The organism is Curtobacterium sp. Leaf261 (assembly GCF_001422205.1).
Taxonomy (GTDB): Bacteria; Actinomycetota; Actinomycetes; order Actinomycetales; family Microbacteriaceae; genus Curtobacterium.
This window is the reverse complement of sequence record NZ_LMMJ01000009.1, coordinates 288668-308397: the sequence shown is the minus strand read 5'-3', so window position 1 is coordinate 308397 and position 19730 is coordinate 288668. Positions and strand designations below refer to the sequence as shown.

Here is a 19730-nt window from a genome sequence, read left to right as displayed (position 1 = left end):
GTGATCTCGTCGCTTTGCCGGCAAACGGCCCCGGCTGCTCTGCCCGCCCCGGCCGAGCCCGCCCCGGCCGAGCCCGCCCGGCCGAGCCCGCCCGGCATGGGGCTGTCGGTTTGGCCGTGAACCGACCGATCCGGGGGTGATTGACCGCGAGTTTGTCGCTCTGCGGGCAAACGGACACCCGCGGCCGCCCGCGCCCGGGCCCGCTCAGTGCTGGTCGTGCCGCGCGACGAGCTGCCCGCCGGCGATGAGGGTCGTCGCGATGCGGTCGGCCACCTGCCGGAACACGCTCGAGGTCCGCGAGCGCTGCACCGACCCCGCCGCAACGGCAGCGCCACCGTGGTGCGCCCGGAGCCGGAGCGTGACCGTGTGTCGTCCCGGAGCCGTGCCCACAGGGTCCGGCCCGACGCGCTCCAGGATCAGCCGCTGCCAGTGCCGGTCAGCAGGGACGAACGCACCGAGGGCCACGGTGAGCATGCGGTTCCCGCGCGTCGCGACGACCAGCCCCGCCGGTGTCCCGGCGACCGAGAACCCGTGTCCGGCGAGGATCGCGCGGGCGGTCCGGACGGCGTCGTCGGACGAGTTCCCGTGCACCACGAAGTCCACGACCTGCACCGCGCGCCCCCTCGCCTCGCCCGATGCCCCCACGACGTCGGTGACCCCCGAGCATAGCCGACCTTTTCTCAGGGAAATGACCGTAGCAGGGGGAGGCCCCACTCAGGCAAGGAACGATCGCGGCGGCGCCGGTCCGACCGTCCTCCGCCGGGTCCCGCTCGCTAGACTGCCTGTCGTGTCAGTGAACCCCGAGCTCGTCGGCAGGACGTTCCCGCCGACCGCACCGTACCTCGTCGGTCGAGAGAAGGTCCGCGAGTTCGCCGCGGCCGTCTTCGCGACCAACCCCGTCCACCTCGACCCGGAGGCCGCTCGCGCCGCGGGCCACGCCGACGTCGTCGCGCCGTCGACGTTCGCGGTCGTCGTGCAGGAGGCGACCCTCGCGCAGCTCCTCGCCGAGCCGAGCGCCGGGATCGACTTCGCACGTGTGGTCCACGGCGAGCAGCGGTTCCGCTACGACCGTCCGATCGTCGCCGGTGACGAGCTCACCGCGACCCTCACGGTGACCGGCGTGAAGACCCTCGGCGGCAACGCGATGGTGACCGCGGAGTCGGAGATCGTCGACGCGGACGGTGCGCACGTCGTCACCGCCGTCTCCACCCTGGTCGTGCGGGCCGACGACGACGAGGCAGCAGCATGAGCGCGTCACAGGTCCCCGCGGGCACGTCCGCTCCCGCCGACACCGCCACCGCCACCGACACCGCCGGCACACCGCTCGCCGTCGGCACCGTCATCGCGGAGCGTGAGGTCCACCTGACCCGCGACTCCCTCGTCCGCTACGCGGGGGCGTCCGGCGACTTCAACCCGATCCACTACCGCGACGACGTCGCCCGGTCGGTCGGTCTCCCCGGCGTCCTCGCGCACGGGATGCTCACGATGGGCCTCGCGGTCCAGCCGGTCGCGGACTGGCTCGGCGCCGACGGGTTCGTCAGCGAGTACGGCGTGCGCTTCACCCGTCCCGTGGTCGTCGACCCCGAGCACGGCGCGACCGTGTCCGTCTCCGCCAAGGTCGGCACCGTCCGCGACGACGGCGTCCCCGAGCGGATCGACCTGACCGTCAAGGCCGCCGACCAGACGGTGCTCGGCAAGGCCCAGGTCACGGTCCGGTTCCGCACCGCGTGAGCACGCCAGAGCGCGGTCCGGCCCCGCATCCGGGGAGCGATCCGGGAACCGACACCGGTCCGACAACCGCCCCGACCTTCGCGGACCTGACGACCCTCCGCGTCGGCGGCCCGGCGGCCCGCGTGCTCGTCCCGGCATCCACCGACGACCTCGTCGCCGTGCTGCAGGACCTCTGGGCCGGCGGCGAGGACTGGATGGTCGTCGGTGGCGGGAGCAACCTCCTCGTCGCGGACGACGGCTTCGACGGGGCCGCGGTGCTCGTCCGCACCCGTGGCATCGACGTGGTCGCCGAGACCGCGGACGAGGTCCGCGTGCACGTCGCCGCCGGCGAACCCTGGGACGGTCTGGTCACGACGACCGTCCGGAACGGATGGACCGGACTGGAGGCCCTGGCCGGCATCCCGGGAAGCACCGGTGCCAGCCCGGTCCAGAACATCGGTGCCTACGGCGCCGAGGTCGCCGACGTCCTGACGGCGGTCGAGTTCCTCGACGCCGAGACGGGCGTCCGCGCCTGGCTGCCGGCGACCGACCTCGAGCTCGGGTACCGCACGAGCACGCTGAAGCACGGTCGACGCGGGGTCGTGCTCACGGTCGAGTTCACCCTCGGTCGCACCACTGCCGGCGCCGGCGTCCCGGTCCGCTACGCGCAGCTCGCGTCATCGCTCGGGGTCGAACTCGGTGCGCTGGTGCCGCCGGAGGACGTCCGACGAGCAGTCCTCACGCTCCGGGCGTCGAAGGGCATGGTCCTCGACCCCGACGATTCCGACACCTCGAGCGCCGGGTCGTTCTTCACGAACCCGATCGTGTCGAGGCCGTTCGCCGCGACCCTGCCGGCCGAGGCGCCGCAGTGGCCGATCGGACCGGAGGCAGCGCCGTCCGTCGTCCCGCTCGGCACCACACCGGCCGCACCCCCCGCCCCCGTCGCACCCGAGGACGACCTCGTGAAGCTGAGCGCAGCGTGGCTCATCGAGCACGCCGGTGTCCATCGCGGGTACGCCGTCGCGGGGTCGCACGCCGCGATCTCGTCGAAGCACACCCTCGCGCTCACGAACCGCGGGGGTGCCACGGCGGCCGAGGTCGCCGAGCTCGCCCGCTACGTGCAGGCGATGGTGCTGAGCCGCTTCGGCGTGAGCCTCGTGCCGGAGCCGGTCCTGGTCGGCGACTTCAGCGCCTGACCCGCGCGGGCCCTGCACATGCATCGGGCCGCGCCGGGCCGGGCCGACTGCGGAGCCGGGCCTGCGAGGCGGACCCGGGCCGAGCCTCCCGTTCGTGTCCTGCACACGCGCCCGGCCGGGCCGGCGGGGCGGACCCGCGCCGCGCCTCCAGTCCGTGTCCCGCACACGCGCCGTGTCCTGCACACGCGCGTCCATCCGGAACACCCACATCCGCGTGTTCGCACTGGACCGCCGTGTTCAGAACACCCCAACGAGGGAACGGGGTCAGCCGAACAGGCGCTGCAGGCGCGCGACGCCCTCGCGGATGTCGTCGTCGCCCAGGGCGTACGAGAACCGCAGGTACCCGCTCGGGCCGAACGCCTCGCCGGGGACCGCAGCGACCTCGGCCTCCTCGAGGATCAGGTCCGCGAGCTCGAGCGACGTGTCGACCTGCCGGCCCTTCCACTCGCGGCCGAGCAGCGCCGTGACGTCGGGGTAGACGTAGAAGGCACCCTCGGGCGTCGGTGTGACGAACCCGGGGATCGCGTTGAGGCCCTCGACGATGAGCTTGCGACGGCGGTCGAAGGCCTCCCGCATCGCGAGGACGGGCTCCTGCGGACCGGTCAGGGCGGCGATGGCGGCGCGCTGCGACACGTTCGACACGTTCGACGACAGGTGCGACTGCAGGTTCGACGCGGCGGCGACGGCGTCCGCCGGGCCGATGAACCACCCGACGCGCCAGCCGGTCATCGCGTAGGTCTTCGCCACACCGTTGACGAGGATCGTCGTGTCCGCGAGCTCCGGGACGGCGGCCAGGATGCCCGTCGCGACGACGCCGTCGTACACGAGGTCCTGGTAGATCTCGTCGCTGATCACCCAGATGCCGTGCTCGAGCGCCCACTCGCCGATGGCCTTCGTCTGCTCGGGGGAGTACACCGCCCCGGTCGGGTTCGATGGCGAGCAGAACAGCAGCGCCTTGGTCCGCGGGGTGCGGGCGGCCTCGAGCTGCTCGACCGTGACGAGGTAGCCCTGGTCGCTGCCGGCGAAGACCTCGACGGGGGAGCCGCCCGCGAGCCGGATGGCCTCGGGGTAGGTCGTCCAGTACGGCGCGGGGAGGAGGACCTCGTCGCCCTCGTCGACGATCGTGGCGAAGGCCTCGTAGACCGCCTGCTTGCCGCCGTTGGTGACGATGACCTGCGAGGGCTCGACGGTCGCACCGCTCACCCTGGCGGTCTTGTCCGCGATGGCCTGTCGGAGCTCGGGGAGCCCGACGGCCGGCGTGTAGTGGTGGTTCTTCGGGTCGCGGGCCGCCGAGACGGCGGCCTCGACCACGTGGTCCGGGGTCGCGAAGTCGGGCTCACCGGCCGCGAACGACACGATCGCGCGCCCGTCCGCCTTGAGCGCCTTGGCCTTCGCGTCCACCTTGAGGGTGGCGGACTCCGCGATGGCGGCGATGCGGCGGGCGATTCGGGCTGACGAGGCGGCTTCTCGGTTCACGCCCGCCAGCCTAGCGAAGCGGACTGGAGGCACGACAGGCCCGGTCGGGACACGCGACAGTCCGTCAAGTGGACACCATCACGCGCCCTCCCGTACACTGATCTGCGGTGGTCGAAGTCCGCCGTGTCGTCGCGCGCTAGTTCGCCGACGGGGATGGGCTTCACACCCACCCTGGGAACACAGGTTCGGCTCACGCAGGCCGGATCGTCTCCCGAAGGGCGGTGGCTCAATTGGTAGAGCAGCGGTCTCCAAAACCGCAGGTTGCAGGTTCAAGTCCTGTCCGCCCTGCAGCTCGGCCCGCACGAACCCGTGCGGGCCGCCCTGCTGAATGGCAGATCTCCTGCCGACGAAAGGCATGTTGTGGCGAGACGAGACATGGAGACGACGGCTGATGACGTCGTCGCCCAGGCGAAGCAGGACCGTGACAAGCGTCGTGGCCCGTTCGCCGGGATCGTGCTGTTCATCCGCCAGGTGCTCGGCGAACTCCGCAAGGTCGTGACGCCGACGCGCAAGGAGCTCTTCAGCTACACGGGCGTCGTGCTGGTGTTCGTCCTCGTGATGATGCTGCTCGTGTCCGTCCTCGACTTCGTGTTCGGGCTCGGCGTCGGCTACGTGTTCGGCAACGGCCCGACCTCCTGACGTCCGGCCGCGCGCAGCCCGCCGACCTCGACCGAGGCGCTGCGTGCTGACAGGGGCCGACTCCATCTCACCCGACAGCCCGAACCGCCACACCGAACGGAAAGTACCGACAGTGTCTGACACCTCCCGCGACGACATCGACCTCGCGACCGCTGCAGAACAGTCCTCCGAGGTCGAGGAGAACCAGGAGGGCGACGTCGAGACCGGTGACGAGCGCTCGGTCGAGTCGGCCGAGGAGCGCGCCATGGGCATCGAGTCCGACTCCTCCGGCGACGACGACCTCGACGCCACGCTCGACGCTCTCGCCGAGTCGAACGACCCGGAGGCCGACGCGATCGTGGACGACGCCCTCGAGATCGACACCGCCGACGAGGCGGAGGCCGCGGTCGAGGCCGTCGAGGACGAGGACGAGCTCGAGGTCGAGCAGGAGCAGGTCGACGGCGACGCAGCAGCCGCCGACGCCGACATCGCCGCCGACGAGGCCGCGGACGCCCTGGACGACGACGCGGACTCCGCCGGAACCACCGAGCTCGACGACGAGGACGCCACCGAGCTCGACGACGCCGTCGGTGCCGTGGCGACCGAGGACGGGCCCGTCGCGTTCGACGCCGTGGGCGAGCCGGTCGAGGACACCCCCGCCGGTGCGATCGCCCCCGAGGACGAGACCGTCCTGTCCGAGGGCCAGACCGTCGTCGAGCACGTCGTCGGCGAGGACGAGGACGCCCCCGAGGCCGACCCGTACGACGCCTTCAAGGTCGAGCTCCGCATGAAGCCCGGCAAGTGGTACGTCATCCACTCGTACGCGGGCTTCGAGCGCCGCGTGAAGTCCAACATCGAGAACCGGATGGTCTCGCTCACGATGGAGGACTACATCTACCAGGTCGAGGTCCCGATGGAGGACGTCGTCGAGATCAAGAACGGGCAGCGCAAGCTCGTCACGCGCGTCCGGATCCCCGGGTACGTGCTCGTCCGCATGGACCTCAACGAGGACAGCTGGTCGGTCGTCCGCCACACGCCCGGAGTCACGGGCTTCGTGGGCAACGCGCACAACCCGACGCCGCTCCGCTTCGACGAGGCGTTCGGCATGCTGAAGTCCCTCGTCCAGGTCGCCGAGCCGGCACCGGTCAAGGGCGGCGCCAAGGGCGGGGCGACCGCACAGCGCGTCACCCCGGCCGAGGTCGACTTCGAGGTCGGCGAGACGATCACGATCAAGGAGGGCTCGTTCGCGGGTCTCCCCGGGTCGATCTCGGAGATCAAGCCGGAGAGCGGCAAGCTCACCGTGCTCGTGTCGCTGTTCGAGCGTGAGACCCCGGTCGAGCTCAGCTTCGACCAGGTCACCAAGCTGTAGTAAGATTCTCGAGTTTGGGTCCGCACGCTTCGGCGCGCGCGGCTCGTCACCGCCGTCCGGGGCCCCCGGCGAGCGGGAGAGTGCACGGGTCCCCGTGCGTTCGATCACCAGAAGTGAGGAAGAGACATGGCAGCGAAGAAGAAGGTCACGGGTCTGATCAAGCTGCAGATCCAGGCCGGCGCCGCGAACCCCGCACCGCCGATCGGCCCCGCGCTCGGTCAGCACGGCGTCAACATCATGGAGTTCTGCAAGGCGTACAACGCCGCGACCGAGGCCCAGCGCGGCAACGTCATCCCGGTCGAGATCACCGTCTACGAGGACCGTTCGTTCACGTTCATCCTCAAGACCCCGCCCGCCGCGGAGCTCATCAAGAAGGCCGCCGGTGTCCAGAAGGGCTCCGGCACGCCCCACACGGTCAAGGTCGCCAAGATCTCGATGGACCAGGTCCGTCAGATCGCCGAGACCAAGCAGGCCGACCTCAACGCCAACGACATCGACGCCGCGGCGAAGATCATCGCCGGCACCGCCCGTTCCATGGGCATCACCGTCGAAGCGTAAGCGCGACCTCCACTTCCTTCTGTGGGAGAGCCTCGCCGGCTCGTCAACCACACTCTCGTTTAGGAGACACCATGGCGAAGAAGTCCAAGGCCTACCAGGCCGCGGCCGCGAAGATCGCGGCTGACACGTTCTACACCCCGACCGATGCCGTGCACCTGGCCCGCGAGACGGGTTCGGCCAAGTTCGACTCGACCATCGAGGTCGCACTGAAGCTCGGCGTCGACCCGCGCAAGGCGGACCAGATGGTCCGTGGCACGGTCATCCTCCCGCACGGCACCGGCAAGACCGCCCGTGTCATCGTCTTCGCGACGGGCCCCGCGGCAGAGGCAGCGATCGCTGCCGGCGCCGACGAGGTCGGTGGCGACGAGCTCATCGAGAAGGTCGCGGGCGGCTACACGTCCTTCGACTCGGCTGTCTCGACGCCGGAGCTCATGGGCAAGGTCGGCCGTCTCGGCAAGGTCCTCGGCCCGCGTGGTCTCATGCCGAACCCGAAGACCGGCACCGTCACCCCGAACGTCGCGCAGGCCGTGAACGACATCAAGGGCGGCAAGATCGAGTTCCGCGTCGACAAGCACTCCAACGTGCACTTCGTCGTGGGCAAGGCCTCGTTCTCCGAGGAGCAGCTCGACGAGAACCTCACCGCTGCACTCGACGAGGTCGTCCGCCTCAAGCCGAGCGCCTCGAAGGGTCGCTACGTCATGAAGGGCGCCATCTCGACCACGTTCGGCCCGGGCATCCCGCTCGACGTCAACGTCATCGGCTAGCACCAGCTCGACACCGCGCGGCGGACAACCGCACCACGGCAGGCCCGTACCGCTTCGGCGGTGCGGGCCTCCTGTGTTTCCGGGTGCGGTTACTGTTGGCCCGTGCGCACCGTCGTGAACGTCCTCCGGCTCGTGGTCGCCATCGCGATCATCATCGCGATCGCGGCGCAGTGGGCCCGATCCGTCCAGTCCCCGCTGTACAACTTCTTCAACTTCTTCGGGTACTTCACGATCCAGTCGAACATCATCGCCGCGGTCGCGCTGCTGGTGGCCGTCGTGGTCGGGATACGCCGCCGCCAGAGTCGGGGATCGGCCGACTGGACGGTGCTCCTGCGGGGTGCGGCGACGGTCTACATGGGCGTCACGGGCGTGGTCTACAACACGCTGCTGGTCGGCGGGACGGTGGACAACTCGTTCAACGTCCAGTGGTCGAACGACATCCTGCACCGGATCGGCCCGGTCTACCTGATCCTCGACTGGCTGCTGTTCTCGGACCGTGGCCGTCTGACGATGTCGCGCATCTGGATCTTCCTGGTCTACCCGATCGTCTGGACGATCGTGATCCTCATCCGCGGGGCCACCGACGGGTTCGTGCCCTACCCGTTCCTCGACCCGTCGCTCGGGTACGGCGTGGTCGCGCTGTACTGCGTCGGGGTCGCGGTGTTCTTCGCCCTGCTGAGCATCGTGGTGATCTGGTTCAGCAGGCTCCGGCTCGTCAAGGTCTAGGCGGCCGATGCGCGGCGGTCATACCGGTTCGGGACACCACGGGGGCGAACGACCGGCGTCGGATGTCCCGAACCGGTGTGGTTCGTACCGGGGCAGGCGCCTGCGGCCCCGCCGGCGGGCGCGTCAGCCCTGGCGGAAGCCGCGCAGCTTGTCGAGGACCATGTCGGCGAGGACGATGAGCCCGCGGATCTGGTCGTCGTCGCGCTCGACCCAGCGGCACTCGGGCTCATCGGCGACCGGGACGAACCCGTCGTGCCGCTCCCAGACGAACAGCGTCCGCTCCGCGCCGAGCACGTACTGCTGCCACCACATCTGCCGCAGGTAGTGCCGGGGGATCCGACGCCACGTCGACCCCGTCGTCTTGATCTCCGCGAGGACCAGGCGACCGGAGGCGTCGTGGCCGACACCGTCCGGGGTGGCGAGGTGCGCCCGGTTCGTCGACGCGTGGAACAGCGCGTCCGAGGGCTGGATGCCGTGGGTCGCTGCGACCCACGCGGCGATCACGGGTTCGCGGTCCTTGCCGTGCTCGGTGTACGCGTTCCCGCTGAACCGCGAGCCGTACCGCTTGTCGGTGACGACGGCCTCGACCGCGTGCAGGGACGCGAGCCGTGCGACGTCGGTGGCGGTGATCCCCATGGCGCGGGCGCGGAGCCACGCGACCCGGTCCTCGCTCCGCGCGAGGATCCGCTCGGTGTGCGCGCGGAGCGCGACGAACGCGTCGGACCCGGCCCGGCGGGTGCCCACCTGACCCGATCCGGACGGGAGGCGCGGTGCGGCGCCGCCCCGTCCCTCCAGTCCGTTCGATGCGCGCGTGGCGCTGCTCGCGGCCGGCGTGCTCGCGGCGTCGTCGTCCCAGCCGGGGGAGTCGTCCCCCCACAGGGAGAGCGTCGGCTGCACGATGGTCACCCGTCGATTGTCTCCCACCCGGGCGACATCAGGAGACGACGAGCCGCCGTTCGTCCGACATCGCGACCATCTCGTCGATGCCGGCGGGTGAGAGCGCGTAGTCGATCGCCAGCGCGGAGGCCCCGTGGAGTGCGGCCGCGGAACCCGCCCGGGACTGTGCGATGACGAGGTGCTCGGTCGCGAGCGGCATCGAGCGGGAGTACACGACCTCGCGGACGCCGGCCAGCAGGTGCTCCCCGACCTGCGCGATCGACCCACCGAGGGCGATCACGGACGGGTTCATCAGGGACACGCAGGTCGCGAGGACCTCGCCGATGTCCCGACCGGCCTGCCGCACGGCCCCGATGGCGTCGATGTCGCTCCGGGCGACGAGCTCCAGGATGTCCTCGCTCGAGTGCACGTCGTGACCGCGCTCGCGGAGCCGCCGGGCGATCGCGGGGCCGGAGGCCACGGCCTCGAGACAGCCGGTGTTCCCGCAGTGGCACGGCACGTCGCCGGCGCTCGAGACCCGGACGTGGCCGATGTCGCCCGCCGTGCCCTGGGCGCCGCGCTGCAGCCGCCCCTCGGAGACGATGCCGGACCCGATGCCGGTGGCGACCTTGACGAAGAGCAGGTGGTCGACGTGCTGCCAGGCGTGCTCCCGCTCGCCGAGGGCCGCGATGTTGACGTCGTTGTCGACGAGGACGTGCGCCTCGATGTGCTGGTGGATCCACGCGGGGACGTCGAAGCCGTCCCATCCGCGCATGATCGGGGGGTTCGCCGGACGTCCTGTGGAGAACTCGACGGGACCCGGCAGGCCGATGCCGATCGCGACGACGTCGTCCCGGTGCCGGCCGATCTCGACGAGGAGTTCGTCGACCCGCTCGATGAGCCACTCGAGGATCGGGACCGGACCCTCGGCGATCTCGATCCTCGCCTCGGCCATCGCGAGCCGCGTGCCGGTGAGGTCGGTGACCGCGACGCGACCGTGCGAGGCGCCGATGTCCGCGGCGACCACGATCCGGGCGGTCGGGCGGAGGGCCACCTGTGCCGGCGGCCGTCCTCCGGTGGAGGCGGCGGTCTCGACGGGGCCGACGAGGCCGATCTCGAGGAGCGCGTCGAGGCGCACTGAGACGGTGGAGCGGGAGAGTCCGGTCGTCGTCGCGAGTTCGGCACGGGTGCGGGGGACGCCGTCGCGGAGGATCTGGAAGAGCTCGCTCGCCCCGACCGTAGGCGGCGCTGCCGCACGTGTCAAGTCGACCATGGTGTGGAGTGAACCACACATCCGTCGGCCGAGGCAATGAAGTCTGTCGATTCGGGGACATCTTCTGCTTGACGCTCGGCAGAAGTGCTCGTAGTGTGACGTTCGGCCGACGGCGACCGCTCCCGTTCAGGGGTCGTGCCGCCAGGGCACCTGCACCACTCGACGAGGAGAACCGTGGCATCACAGATTTCTGTCCAGCTGTACACCGTCCGCGACGCGATCGCGGCCGATCTCCCGGGGACGCTGCGGCGTCTGCGGGACATCGGGTTCGAGCAGGTCGAGCTGTTCGGCTACACGGACCGTGCGGACGAGTACGTCACCGCCCTCGCCGACGCCGGACTCACGGCGCCGAGCGGCCACGCGAAGCTCATCGGGACCGACGTCGAGCAGATCCTCACCGCCTCCGCCTCGCTCGGCATGGGCACCGTGATCGACCCGCACATCGACGAGGAGCGCTGGATCACCCGCGCCGACGTCGAGGCGATCGCCCGCGAACTCTCCGCCGTCGCGACCCGCGCCGCGGACCACGGGCTCGCGGTCGGGTACCACAACCACGCGTTCGAGCTGGAGAACCGCATCGACGGCGTCCCCGCGCTCCAGGTGTTCGCCGACGCGCTGCACGACGACGTCGTCATCGAGCTCGACACCTACTGGGCCGAGGTCGGTGGCGTCCCCGCCGCGGCGTTCCTCGAGCTCCTCGGCGACCGCGTGCAGTTCCTGCACGTCAAGGACGGGCCGAAGACCAAGGACGACAAGGAGCAGACGGCCGTCGGTGCCGGTGCGATGCCGATCGAGGAGATCCTCGCCGCCGCGCCGAACGCCCTCCGGGTCATCGAGCTCGACGACCACGACGGCGACGTCTTCCAGGCCGTCACCGAGTCCTACGCGTTCCTGAACGGGGTGCGCGCATGACCGGCTCGGGTCCCGTCGGCATCGGCGTCATCGGTGCCGGGGTCATCTCCGACCAGTACCTCTCGAACCTCACGGTGTTCCCGGACGTCCGGGTGCTGTTCATCGCGGACCTCGACGAGCCCCGCGCCGCCGCCCAGGCCGCGAAGTGGGACGTGCCGCGCTCAGGCTCGGTCGCCGAGCTGCTCGCGGACGACGAGGTCGAGATCGTCATCAACCTGACGATCCCTGCGGCGCACGTCGACGTCGCGCTGCAGGCCGTCGCCGCGGGCAAGCACGTCTGGGGCGAGAAGCCCTACGCGCTCGACCGGGCGTCCGGGCAGAAGCTGCTCGACGCGGCTGCGGCAGCGGGCAAGCGCGTCTGCGTCGCCCCGGACACCTTCCTCGGTGCCGGGCTCCAGACCGCACTCCGCACCATCGGCGACGGCTCGATCGGAACGCCGCTCAACGCGATCGCGATGCTGCAGAGCCCTGGCCCGGAGTCCTGGCACCCGAGCCCGGAGTTCCTGTTCGCGTTCGGCGGCGGCCCGCTCTTCGACATCGGCCCGTACTACCTGACCACCCTCGTGCAGACCTTCGGTGCGGTGTCCCGCGTCAGTGCCACCTCGTCGACGGCGTTCTCCACCCGCACGATCGGCTCGGGCCCGAAGGCCGGCACCGAGTTCCCGGTCGAGGTCCCGACGCACTACTCGGCGCTCATCGAGTTCGAGGACGGCGGGAGCGCGCAGACGGTGTTCTCGTTCGAGTCGCAGCTGAAGCGTGCCGGGTTCGTCGAGATCGCCGGCGAGAAGGGGACCATCGTGTTCCCGGACCCGAACAACTTCGAGGGCCCGAGCACGCTCCACACGGCGAACAACCCGGACGGCGGCGTCGAGATCGACGCGGTCGGCTCCACCTACACGCGCGGCACCGGCGTCGTCGAGCTCGCTCGTGCGATCCGTGCCGACGTCCCCGAGCGCGTCCCCGGCGAACTCGCCTTCCACGTGCTCGACGTCATGGTCTCGATCACCGAGGCCGCCGAACGTGGCGAGGCGGTGCTCGTCGAGAGCACCGTCGCGCCGAGCCCGACCCTCCCCGAGGGCTGGGACCCCGCGGAGTCGACGCTCTCGTAGCGTCGTCGCCCGCACCCCGCAGCAGCACTCCCTCCCACCACAAATCACCACTCTCAACGACGAGAAAGTAGAGCGTCATGCGCACCTCATTCCGCGCACTCGCCATCGTGGCAGCAGCAGGCCTGGCGGTCACCGGCCTGGCGGCATGCTCCTCGGGGTCCTCCGGATCATCCGGGGACTCCAAGACCCTCACCTACTGGGCCAGCAACCAGGGGACCAGCCTGCAGAACGACAAGGAGGTGCTGACCCCCGTCCTCAAGAAGTTCACCGACCAGACCGGGATCAAGGTCAACCTCCAGGTCATCGGGTGGAACGACCTCCAGACGAAGATCCAGACGGCGGTCACCTCCGGCCAGGGACCCGACGTCCTGAACATCGGCAACACCTGGGCACCCTCGCTCCAGGCGACCGGCGCGTTCCTGCCGTTCGACGCCTCCGCGATGAAGGCGATCGGCGGCAAGGACAAGTTCGTCGAGACGGCCCTCGCCACGGGTGGTGCGCCCGGCAAGACCGTGACGAGCGTCCCGCTCTACGGCCTCGCGTACGGCCTGTACTACAACAAGCAGATGTTCTCCGACGCCGGCCTCACCCCGCCCACCACGTGGGAGCAGCTGGAGACCGACGCGCAGAAGCTCACCACCGGTGGCAACTACGGCTTCTCGCTCGCAGCGGGTTCGTACACGGAGAACGCGCACTTCGCGTTCATCAACTCCGCGCAGAACGGCGGCTCCTGGTTCAACAGCAAGGGCGACCCGACCTTCACCTCGTCCGCGAACGTCGACGGCATCAAGCGTTACCTCGACCTCATGCAGACCCAGAAGGCCGTCAACCCGTCGAACGCTCAGTTCGACAACGGCACGCAGGCCATCGCCGTCTTCGCCAAGAAGCAGGCCGCGATGATCCTGTCGCAGAACAACGCCGACGCGTCCATCCAGTCGAACGGCATGTCCGCCGACGAGTACGGCGTCGTCCCCTTCCCGGCTCCCGAGGGTGGCAAGCAGGTCGCCAGCCACGTCGCCGGCATCAACCTGTCGATCATGAAGAACACGAAGAACCAGGCCGGCGCGCTCAAGTTCGTCAAGTACATGACGAGCGCTGACACGCAGAAGACCCTGGACGACCCGTACAAGGCCCTCCCGGTGCTGCAGAGCGCCGCGTCGGACACGTCCGGCCAGTCCGAGGAGACCAAGACGTTCCTCAAGATCTACAACGAGCAGTCCAAGCCGCTGCCCCTCGTCCCTGCCGAGGACCAGTTCGAGTCGACCGTCGGCAAGGCGATGAACGACATGTTCGCCAAGATCGCCACCGGTGGCACGGTCTCGACGAGCGACATCAAGACCGCACTGCAGACCGCCCAGGACCAGGTGTCCCAGGCGAACGGTTGATCAGCGCCAGCTGACCACAGGGCGGGCGGCGGCCGGACTCCGGCCGCCGCCCGTCATCACTCCACCCCGTACCCCGCTGTAGTTCCGCATCTGCCGGAAGGTCCACCCCCATGTCAACGACGGTCCTCCCCGAGACATCTCGGGCCGGCGAGCTGACGACCGACACCAGGTCCACGCCCGCCGGGAAGCCCCCGAAACGCCGACGCCCCGTCCAGTGGCTGCCGTACGTGCTCCTCGCGCCGGCCATCGTGTTCGAGCTGCTCATCCACATCGTCCCGATGCTCACCGGCATCTGGATCAGCCTGGTCCAGCTCACCAAGTACTTCATCGCGAACTGGTCGGCCGCTCCGTGGGCCGGGTTCCGGAACTACAGCGTCGCGCTCGACTTCAACCAGGCCATCGGCAAGGGCCTCCTCAACTCGTTCCTCGTGACGCTCGCCTTCACGGTGCTCGTCGTCGGTCTGTCCTGGGTCTTCGGCATGGCGGCCGCGGTCGCACTGCAGCGACCGTTCCGCGGACAGGGCATCTTCCGCACGCTGTTCCTCGTGCCGTACGCCCTGCCGCTCTACGCCGGCATCATCGCCTGGAAGTTCATGTTCCAGCGCGACACGGGTGCCATCAACCACATCCTGGTCGACCAGCTGCACCTGACGAACAACGCGCCGTTCTGGCTCATCGGCAACAACGCCTTCGTGGCGATCGTCGTCGTCGCGATCTGGCGACTCTGGCCGTTCGCGTTCCTCATGCTCATGGCCGGGCTGCAGTCGGTGCCGGCGGAGGTCTACGAGGCCTCGGCCGTCGACGGCGCCCGCCCGTTCCGGCAGTGGCGGAGCATCACGCTCCCCATGGTGCGCTCGGTCAACGTCACGCTCGTGCTCGTCATGTTCCTGTGGACGTTCAACGACTTCAACACCCCCTACGTGATGTTCGGGTCGACCGCACAGCCCCCGGCCGCGGACCTCATCTCGTTCCACATCTACAACGCGTCCTTCATCACCTGGAACTTCGGCTCCGGTGCCGCGATGAGCGTCATGCTCCTCGTCTTCCTGCTCGTCGTGACGGGCGCGTACCTGCTCTTCACCAACCGGAGGTCCGTCCGTGCGTGAGACAACCGGCTCCAAGTCCTTCCGCGTCATCACGATCGTCCTGCTGACGCTCTTCACGGTGGTCCCGCTCTACGTGATGATCACCTCGTCGCTGAAGAACCTCGGCGACGTGCAGGGTCCGTTCACGTGGATCCCGCGGAACCTCACCATCCAGCCGTTCATCGACATCTGGAAGACCGTCCCCCTCGCGACGTACTTCCTGAACAGCCTCGTGGTGTGCACCATCGCCACCGTGCTGTCGCTCGTCATCGCGATCCTCGCGGCGTACGCGGTGTCCCGCTGGAAGTTCCGCGGGCGCAACGTGTTCACGAACGCGATCCTGTCGACCCAGATGTTCCCCGGCGTGCTGTTCCTGCTGCCGCTGTACCTCATCTTCGTGAACCTCGACCAGCTGCTCGGCATCCAGCTCGTCGGCACCCAGCTCGGCCTCGTCATCACGTACCTGACGTTCGTGTTGCCGTTCTCCATCTGGATGCTCGCGGGGTACTTCGAGAGCATCCCGCGCGAGCTCGACGAGGCCGCGATGGTCGACGGCTCCGGCCCGATGGGAGCGCTCTTCCGGGTGATCCTGCCCGCCGCTCGCCCCGGGATCGTCGCCGTCGGGATCTACTCGTTCATGACGAGCTGGGGCGAGGTGCTCTTCGCCTCGGTGCTGACGAACGGCAACTCGCAGACGCTCGCGATCGGGCTGCAGCAGTACTCCACGCAGACGAACGTGTACTGGAACCAGATCATGGCCGCGTCGCTCGTGGTCTCGATCCCGGTCGTGGTCGCGTTCCTCATCGTGCAGCGGCAGTTCGTCGCGGGTTTGACGGCGGGTGCCGTCAAGTAGGCCGCACCTGCCGGAGCCGCGCCGGCGGCGTGTTCAGAACACGCTCGACCGCCCTGAACACCCTGATCCGGGTGTTCAGGGCGGACGCCCGTGTTCTGAACACTGGCAGCGCACGAGCCGCACGGGCCAGGATGAGGGCATGACGGACCAGCGTGGCAGACAGCTCCGACCCGGCCAGACGAGCCGCGTGCACGTGTACGACCTCGAGGCGAGGAGATCCCGCCTCGTGTTCGAGAGTGCCTCGGTCCTCGTCGAGGCGCCGAACGTGCTCCCGGACGGCCGGCTCGTCCTGAACGGCGACGGCGACCTGTTCCTGCTGACCGTGCCGCCCGCCGGGACCGTCGCATCGGAGACGGACCTCGTCCGCGTGCCGCTCGAGGGCGTCCCGGAGATCAACAACGACCACGTGCTCGAGCCCTCCGGCACCGCGATCGTCGTCTCGGCCCGGGACGGCGACCTGTACCGCGTCCCGATGCCCGACGGGACAGACGTCGCGCCCGCTGTCCGGGTGACCGACGCGACCGTCGCCCCGGTCGCCCGTAAGTACTACCTGCACGGGATCGCACCGGACGCCTCATCGCTCGCGGCGATCGTCGGCGAGCTGTCCGCGGACGACGTCTGGACGACCGACGTCGCGCTGGTCGACCCGGCGACGGGGGAGCCGACGTTCCTGACCCGGGACGAGCACGCCGACGACGGCTGCGCGTTCGGCCCGGACGGGTCGGTGCTGGTGTTCAACACCGAGCGGTTCTCCCCGGGTACCGCGCAGCTCGCCGTGCTGCGGCCGGACCTGGGCACGGACCCGGTGCGCCTGACGAACGACGAGCGGGTCAACTGGTTCCCGCACCTGTCGCCGGACGGGTCATGGCTGCTGTACCTGTCCTTCGAGCCGGGCGTGCAGGGGCACCCGGCCGACCAGCCGGTCGAGCTGCGGCTGCTCCAGGGGTCCCTCGTCCGCGGGGCCCGGATGACGCCGATGCCGGAGACCCTCGTGACGATCGAGGTGGGTGGCCAGGGCACGATCAACGTGCCGCCGTGGAGCCCGGACAGCCGCTGGTTCGCGTGGTGCGACTACCCCGTGGTGGAGGACGCCGGCCACGGATCCCGCCCGCGCCAGGGAGCCTGACGCGCGACGCGGACGCCCGGGGCGCCGGCAACCAGCGACGCGGACGCCCGGTGCGCCGGCCACCAGCGACGCGGACGCCCGGGGCGCCGGCCTACATCTCCTGCACCTGGCCCTGCTTGATGTGCAGGCGGCGCTCGGCACGCTTCGCCACCCAGGAGTCGTGCGTCACGATGACGACCGTCAGACCGCGGTCCTGCCACTGCCGCTCGATGATCGTCATGATCTCGTCGCGGGTGGACTCGTCGAGCGCCCCGGTCGGTTCGTCGGCGAGCAGGACGCTCGGGTTCTTGACGAGGGCGCGGGCGATCGCGACGCGCTGCTGCTGCCCGCCCGACAGTTCTGCCGGCAGGTGGTCGAGCCGCTCGCCGAGGCCGACGGACTCCAGTGCCTCGGTCGAGCGGCGGACGAGCTCCTCGCGGGTCCGGTTCGCGAGCGTGCCGCTGAACGCCGTCTCGACGTTCTCGAGCGCGGTGAGCGTCGGGATGAGGTTGAAGCTCTGGAACACGAAGCCGATTTCGGTCGCGCGGATGTCGGTGAGCGCACGATCGCCGAGCCTGGTGATGTCGTGGTCGCCGAGCGAGATCGACCCGGACGACGGCCGGTCGAGGGCCCCGAGCATCTGGAGGAGGGTCGACTTGCCGCCACCGGTCGGGCCCTGGACCGCGACGAGCTGCCCGGACGGGATCTCGAGGTCGATGCCGCCGAGGGCCGTGACCTCGCGGTTCTTCTGCGCGTAGGTCTTCGTGACCCCGCTGAGGCGGTACATCGGGGTGGAGGCTGACCCTCCGTCGATGGCGCGGGTGGTCGGTGCTGTGGTGGACATGGGCGCTGCCGTTCCGTTCGGGGAGAGCGAGTGGGATTCGGAGTGTGAGGGAGCGGGGGTCCTGGGATCGAGGGAGCCGTCGGACACGGGGTCGGGGATCGCTGGTGTGCCCGGAGGGACCGACCCGGTCGTGGCGGGCATCAGGCGACACTCCGCAGGGCCTCGGCCGGACGGAGCCGCGACGCGCGCCAACCGCCGAGGGCGCCGGCCAGGAGCCCACCGACGATCGCGAGGCCGATCGCCACGAGGATGATCTCGACCGTGACGGGGGCGTGCAGCACCACGTCGGTCGTCGTGGCCGCCGCCTGCGCACCGAACCCGCCGGGCGCCGCACCGCCGGCCGCGGCCGACCCGGCCTGCGCAGCACTGCTCGCCGCACTGCCGGCCGCCGCGCTCGCCGCAGCCCCCGGGGCCCCGCCCGTGCCACCGGGCCCACCCGCACCGCCACCGTTCGCAGTGGTCGCACTCGCGGAGATCGTCGGCGCGATGACGTTGATCACGAGGATGCCGATGAGCCCCGCGGCCGCACCCACGATGCCGCCGATGACGCCCTGCACGAGGGACTCGCCGGCGACCTGTCGGGTGATCCTGCCGTTCGACCAGCCGATCGCCTTGAGGGTGCCGAACTCCCGGGTCCGTCGGGAGACGCCCGAGATCGTGAACAGGATGGCGATGAGGAACGCCGCTGCGAGGACGAGGATCGAGAGCCACGTGCCGAGGTTCGACACGAGCGAGGACGCCGTCGACAGGGATCCGGAGACGCTCGACGCGAGGTCGGCCTCGGTGGACACGGTGGCTCCGGAGAGCTTCTGCTCGAGTGCCGTCTTGATCGTGTCGACGTCGGAGGAGGAGGTCGCGGAGACGTAGATCGAGGTGACCTTGCCGTCCAGGTCGGCGAGCGTCTGGGCGGTGTCGAGCGGGATGTAGGTGTTCGAGGCCGTGCTGGAGTCGGACGACGTCGACGCGACGATGCCGATCACGGTGAAGTCCTTCCCGCCGATCGAGACGGTGTCACCGACGGCCTTCGACTCGCTCTTGGCGTAGGACTTGTCGAGCACGACGACGTCCTTGCCGCTGTCGGCCGACGTGAAGCTCCGGCCCTTCGTCAGCTCGGCGCTCGTCAGCGGACCGACCGCATCGCCGGACACCGGGATGCCGGTCACCGAGAACTCGTCGACGCTGAAGTTGCCGCCGCCGAAGCCGCCGCCGCCCTGCCCCGGAGCCTGCTGCGTCCCGGAAGTCCCGGAAGTTCCGGAAGTTCCGGAAGTCCCGGAAGTCCCGGAAGTCCCGGAAGTTTCCGAAGTCCCGGAAGTCCCGGAGTCGGTCCCGGACGTCCCGGACCCGGAGGACCCGGACCCGGACGTCCCGGACCCCTGCTGCACCGTCCCGGAGAACGTGCTGTTGCTCAGCGTGAGGACGCCGGTGGCCGCGGAGACGCCGTCGGTCGCGGTGACCTTCGCGAGTGCGGAGGACGCGAGCGTCGAGGACCCCCTGGCGACGGAGAGCCGCGACTGCGAGAGGTCGGTCGACCCGCTGCCGTCCGCGCTCCCGGAGTCCGAGCCGCCGAAGTCGAAGTTCGGCCGACCGCCAGCGCCGGCCGCCGCGGCCTTCGTGACGGTGATGTCCGTCCCGACGCCGTAGACCGACTGGAGGACGGTGGACTGCGCGGACTTCACACCGCTCGAGATCGACGACACGATGATGACCAGCGCGATCGCCAGCCCCATGCCGATGGCGATGATGACGGACTGCTTCTTCCGGTTCGTCAACTCGCGCCTGAGATAGGTCAGGAACATGGTTCTCCTCTGCTGCGGCCGGCTGGTGGTCGCCGCCGTGCAGGGGACACGACGGGGCCGACGAGGAGAAACTAC

20 protein-coding genes and 1 tRNA gene are annotated in these 19730 nt (G+C 70.1%); 15 read left to right on the top strand and 6 right to left on the bottom strand.

What is annotated here, in order from left to right; genetic code table 11:
* Window positions 1-204: 204 nt before the first annotated feature.
* Entirely contained in the window at window positions 205-612 is a 408-nt protein-coding gene (locus tag ASF23_RS12440; protein ID WP_055953927.1) for a hypothetical protein, read from the bottom strand.
* A 175-nt stretch (window positions 613-787) separates the two neighbouring features.
* Here ASF23_RS12440 and ASF23_RS12435 point away from each other — a divergent pair, with 175 nt between their 5' ends.
* Genes ASF23_RS12435 through ASF23_RS12425 form a run of 3 tightly spaced genes read left to right on the top strand, consistent with a single transcriptional unit; the run spans window position 788 to window position 2906 of the window.
* Window positions 788-1249: an FAS1-like dehydratase domain-containing protein gene (locus ASF23_RS12435; RefSeq protein ID WP_055953924.1), complete on the top strand. Its 462-nt coding sequence runs from the start codon at window positions 788-790 to the stop codon at window positions 1247-1249.
* Window positions 1246-1731 (top strand): MaoC/PaaZ C-terminal domain-containing protein, encoded by a 486-nt coding sequence (locus ASF23_RS12430; RefSeq protein ID WP_082474111.1) that lies wholly within the window; start codon window positions 1246-1248, stop codon window positions 1729-1731. Before ASF23_RS12435 ends, ASF23_RS12430 begins: the two co-directional genes overlap by 4 nt.
* The gene (locus ASF23_RS12425; RefSeq protein ID WP_082474110.1) at window positions 1728-2906 is read left to right on the top strand and encodes a UDP-N-acetylmuramate dehydrogenase; all 1179 of its coding nucleotides are present in this window, start codon (window positions 1728-1730) and stop codon (window positions 2904-2906) included. Before ASF23_RS12430 ends, ASF23_RS12425 begins: the two co-directional genes overlap by 4 nt.
* Before the next feature lie 264 nt (window positions 2907-3170).
* Here the strand turns inward: ASF23_RS12425 and ASF23_RS12420 are convergent, their stop codons facing one another.
* A complete protein-coding gene (locus ASF23_RS12420) occupies window positions 3171-4382 on the bottom strand; it encodes a pyridoxal phosphate-dependent aminotransferase (RefSeq protein WP_055953920.1) in 1212 nt (403 codons plus the stop codon).
* A gap of 215 nt (window positions 4383-4597) precedes the next feature.
* Here ASF23_RS12420 and ASF23_RS12415 point away from each other — a divergent pair.
* The 6 genes from ASF23_RS12415 to ASF23_RS12390 all read left to right on the top strand — a co-directional run bounded on the left by ASF23_RS12415 (window position 4598) and on the right by ASF23_RS12390 (window position 8417).
* Window positions 4598-4670 (top strand) — tRNA-Trp (locus tag ASF23_RS12415).
* Between the two features lie 87 nt (window positions 4671-4757).
* Window positions 4758-5021 carry a preprotein translocase subunit SecE gene (gene secE, locus ASF23_RS12410; RefSeq protein ID WP_200919353.1) on the top strand — a complete coding sequence of 88 codons (264 nt, stop codon included), beginning with the start codon at window positions 4758-4760 and terminating at the stop codon, window positions 5019-5021.
* 244 nt (window positions 5022-5265) lie between these two features.
* Window positions 5266-6369 (top strand): transcription termination/antitermination protein NusG, encoded by a 1104-nt coding sequence (gene nusG, locus ASF23_RS12405; protein ID WP_082474148.1) that lies wholly within the window; start codon window positions 5266-5268, stop codon window positions 6367-6369.
* Window positions 6370-6495: 126 nt separating this feature from the next.
* The gene (gene rplK / locus ASF23_RS12400) at window positions 6496-6927 is read left to right on the top strand and encodes a 50S ribosomal protein L11 (RefSeq protein ID WP_055953911.1); all 432 of its coding nucleotides are present in this window, start codon (window positions 6496-6498) and stop codon (window positions 6925-6927) included.
* Window positions 6928-6998: 71 nt separating this feature from the next.
* Window positions 6999-7691, top strand: a complete 693-nt coding sequence (gene rplA / locus ASF23_RS12395) for a 50S ribosomal protein L1 (RefSeq protein WP_055953908.1) — start codon at window positions 6999-7001, stop codon at window positions 7689-7691.
* A gap of 102 nt (window positions 7692-7793) precedes the next feature.
* Window positions 7794-8417 (top strand): Pr6Pr family membrane protein, encoded by a 624-nt coding sequence (locus tag ASF23_RS12390; protein ID WP_055953905.1) that lies wholly within the window; start codon window positions 7794-7796, stop codon window positions 8415-8417.
* A 123-nt stretch (window positions 8418-8540) separates the two neighbouring features.
* On the opposite strand, the gene ASF23_RS12385 is transcribed toward ASF23_RS12390, so the two are convergent.
* Together ASF23_RS12385 and ASF23_RS12380 are read right to left on the bottom strand one after the other, a co-directional pair.
* Window positions 8541-9323, bottom strand: a complete 783-nt coding sequence (locus tag ASF23_RS12385) for a YqaJ viral recombinase family protein (protein WP_442855031.1) — start codon at window positions 9321-9323, stop codon at window positions 8541-8543.
* Between the two features lie 28 nt (window positions 9324-9351).
* Window positions 9352-10566 (bottom strand): ROK family transcriptional regulator, encoded by a 1215-nt coding sequence (locus tag ASF23_RS12380; protein ID WP_055953902.1) that lies wholly within the window; start codon window positions 10564-10566, stop codon window positions 9352-9354.
* A 174-nt stretch (window positions 10567-10740) separates the two neighbouring features.
* Here ASF23_RS12380 and ASF23_RS12375 point away from each other — a divergent pair, with 174 nt between their 5' ends.
* The 6 genes from ASF23_RS12375 (at window position 10741) to ASF23_RS12350 (ending at window position 17036) form a co-directional block, all read left to right on the top strand.
* Window positions 10741-11478 carry a sugar phosphate isomerase/epimerase family protein gene (locus tag ASF23_RS12375; protein ID WP_156364494.1) on the top strand — a complete coding sequence of 246 codons (738 nt, stop codon included), beginning with the start codon at window positions 10741-10743 and terminating at the stop codon, window positions 11476-11478.
* Window positions 11475-12587 carry a Gfo/Idh/MocA family protein gene (locus ASF23_RS12370; protein WP_055953899.1) on the top strand — a complete coding sequence of 371 codons (1113 nt, stop codon included), beginning with the start codon at window positions 11475-11477 and terminating at the stop codon, window positions 12585-12587. The genes ASF23_RS12375 and ASF23_RS12370 overlap by 4 nt, the downstream gene beginning before the upstream one ends.
* A 77-nt stretch (window positions 12588-12664) precedes the next feature.
* Entirely contained in the window at window positions 12665-13972 is a 1308-nt protein-coding gene (locus ASF23_RS12365; protein ID WP_055953896.1) for an ABC transporter substrate-binding protein, read from the top strand.
* A 110-nt stretch (window positions 13973-14082) separates the two neighbouring features.
* Complete coding sequence (locus ASF23_RS12360) at window positions 14083-15078, top strand: carbohydrate ABC transporter permease (RefSeq protein ID WP_082474109.1); 996 nt, start codon at window positions 14083-14085, stop codon at window positions 15076-15078.
* On the top strand, window positions 15071-15910 hold the full coding sequence (locus tag ASF23_RS12355; RefSeq protein ID WP_055953894.1) for a carbohydrate ABC transporter permease: 840 nt from the start codon (window positions 15071-15073) through the stop codon (window positions 15908-15910). The genes ASF23_RS12360 and ASF23_RS12355 overlap by 8 nt, the downstream gene beginning before the upstream one ends.
* Before the next feature lie 139 nt (window positions 15911-16049).
* A complete protein-coding gene (locus ASF23_RS12350; protein ID WP_055953890.1) occupies window positions 16050-17036 on the top strand; it encodes a TolB family protein in 987 nt (328 codons plus the stop codon).
* A 91-nt stretch (window positions 17037-17127) separates the two neighbouring features.
* On the opposite strand, the gene ASF23_RS12345 is transcribed toward ASF23_RS12350, so the two are convergent.
* Together ASF23_RS12345 and ASF23_RS12340 are read right to left on the bottom strand one after the other, a co-directional pair.
* Window positions 17128-17802, bottom strand: coding sequence for an ABC transporter ATP-binding protein (locus tag ASF23_RS12345; protein ID WP_055954414.1), 675 nt, complete (start codon window positions 17800-17802; stop codon window positions 17128-17130).
* 197 nt (window positions 17803-17999) lie between these two features.
* A complete protein-coding gene (locus ASF23_RS12340; RefSeq protein ID WP_055953887.1) occupies window positions 18000-19655 on the bottom strand; it encodes an ABC transporter permease in 1656 nt (551 codons plus the stop codon).
* Between the last annotated feature and the right edge of the window lie 75 nt (window positions 19656-19730).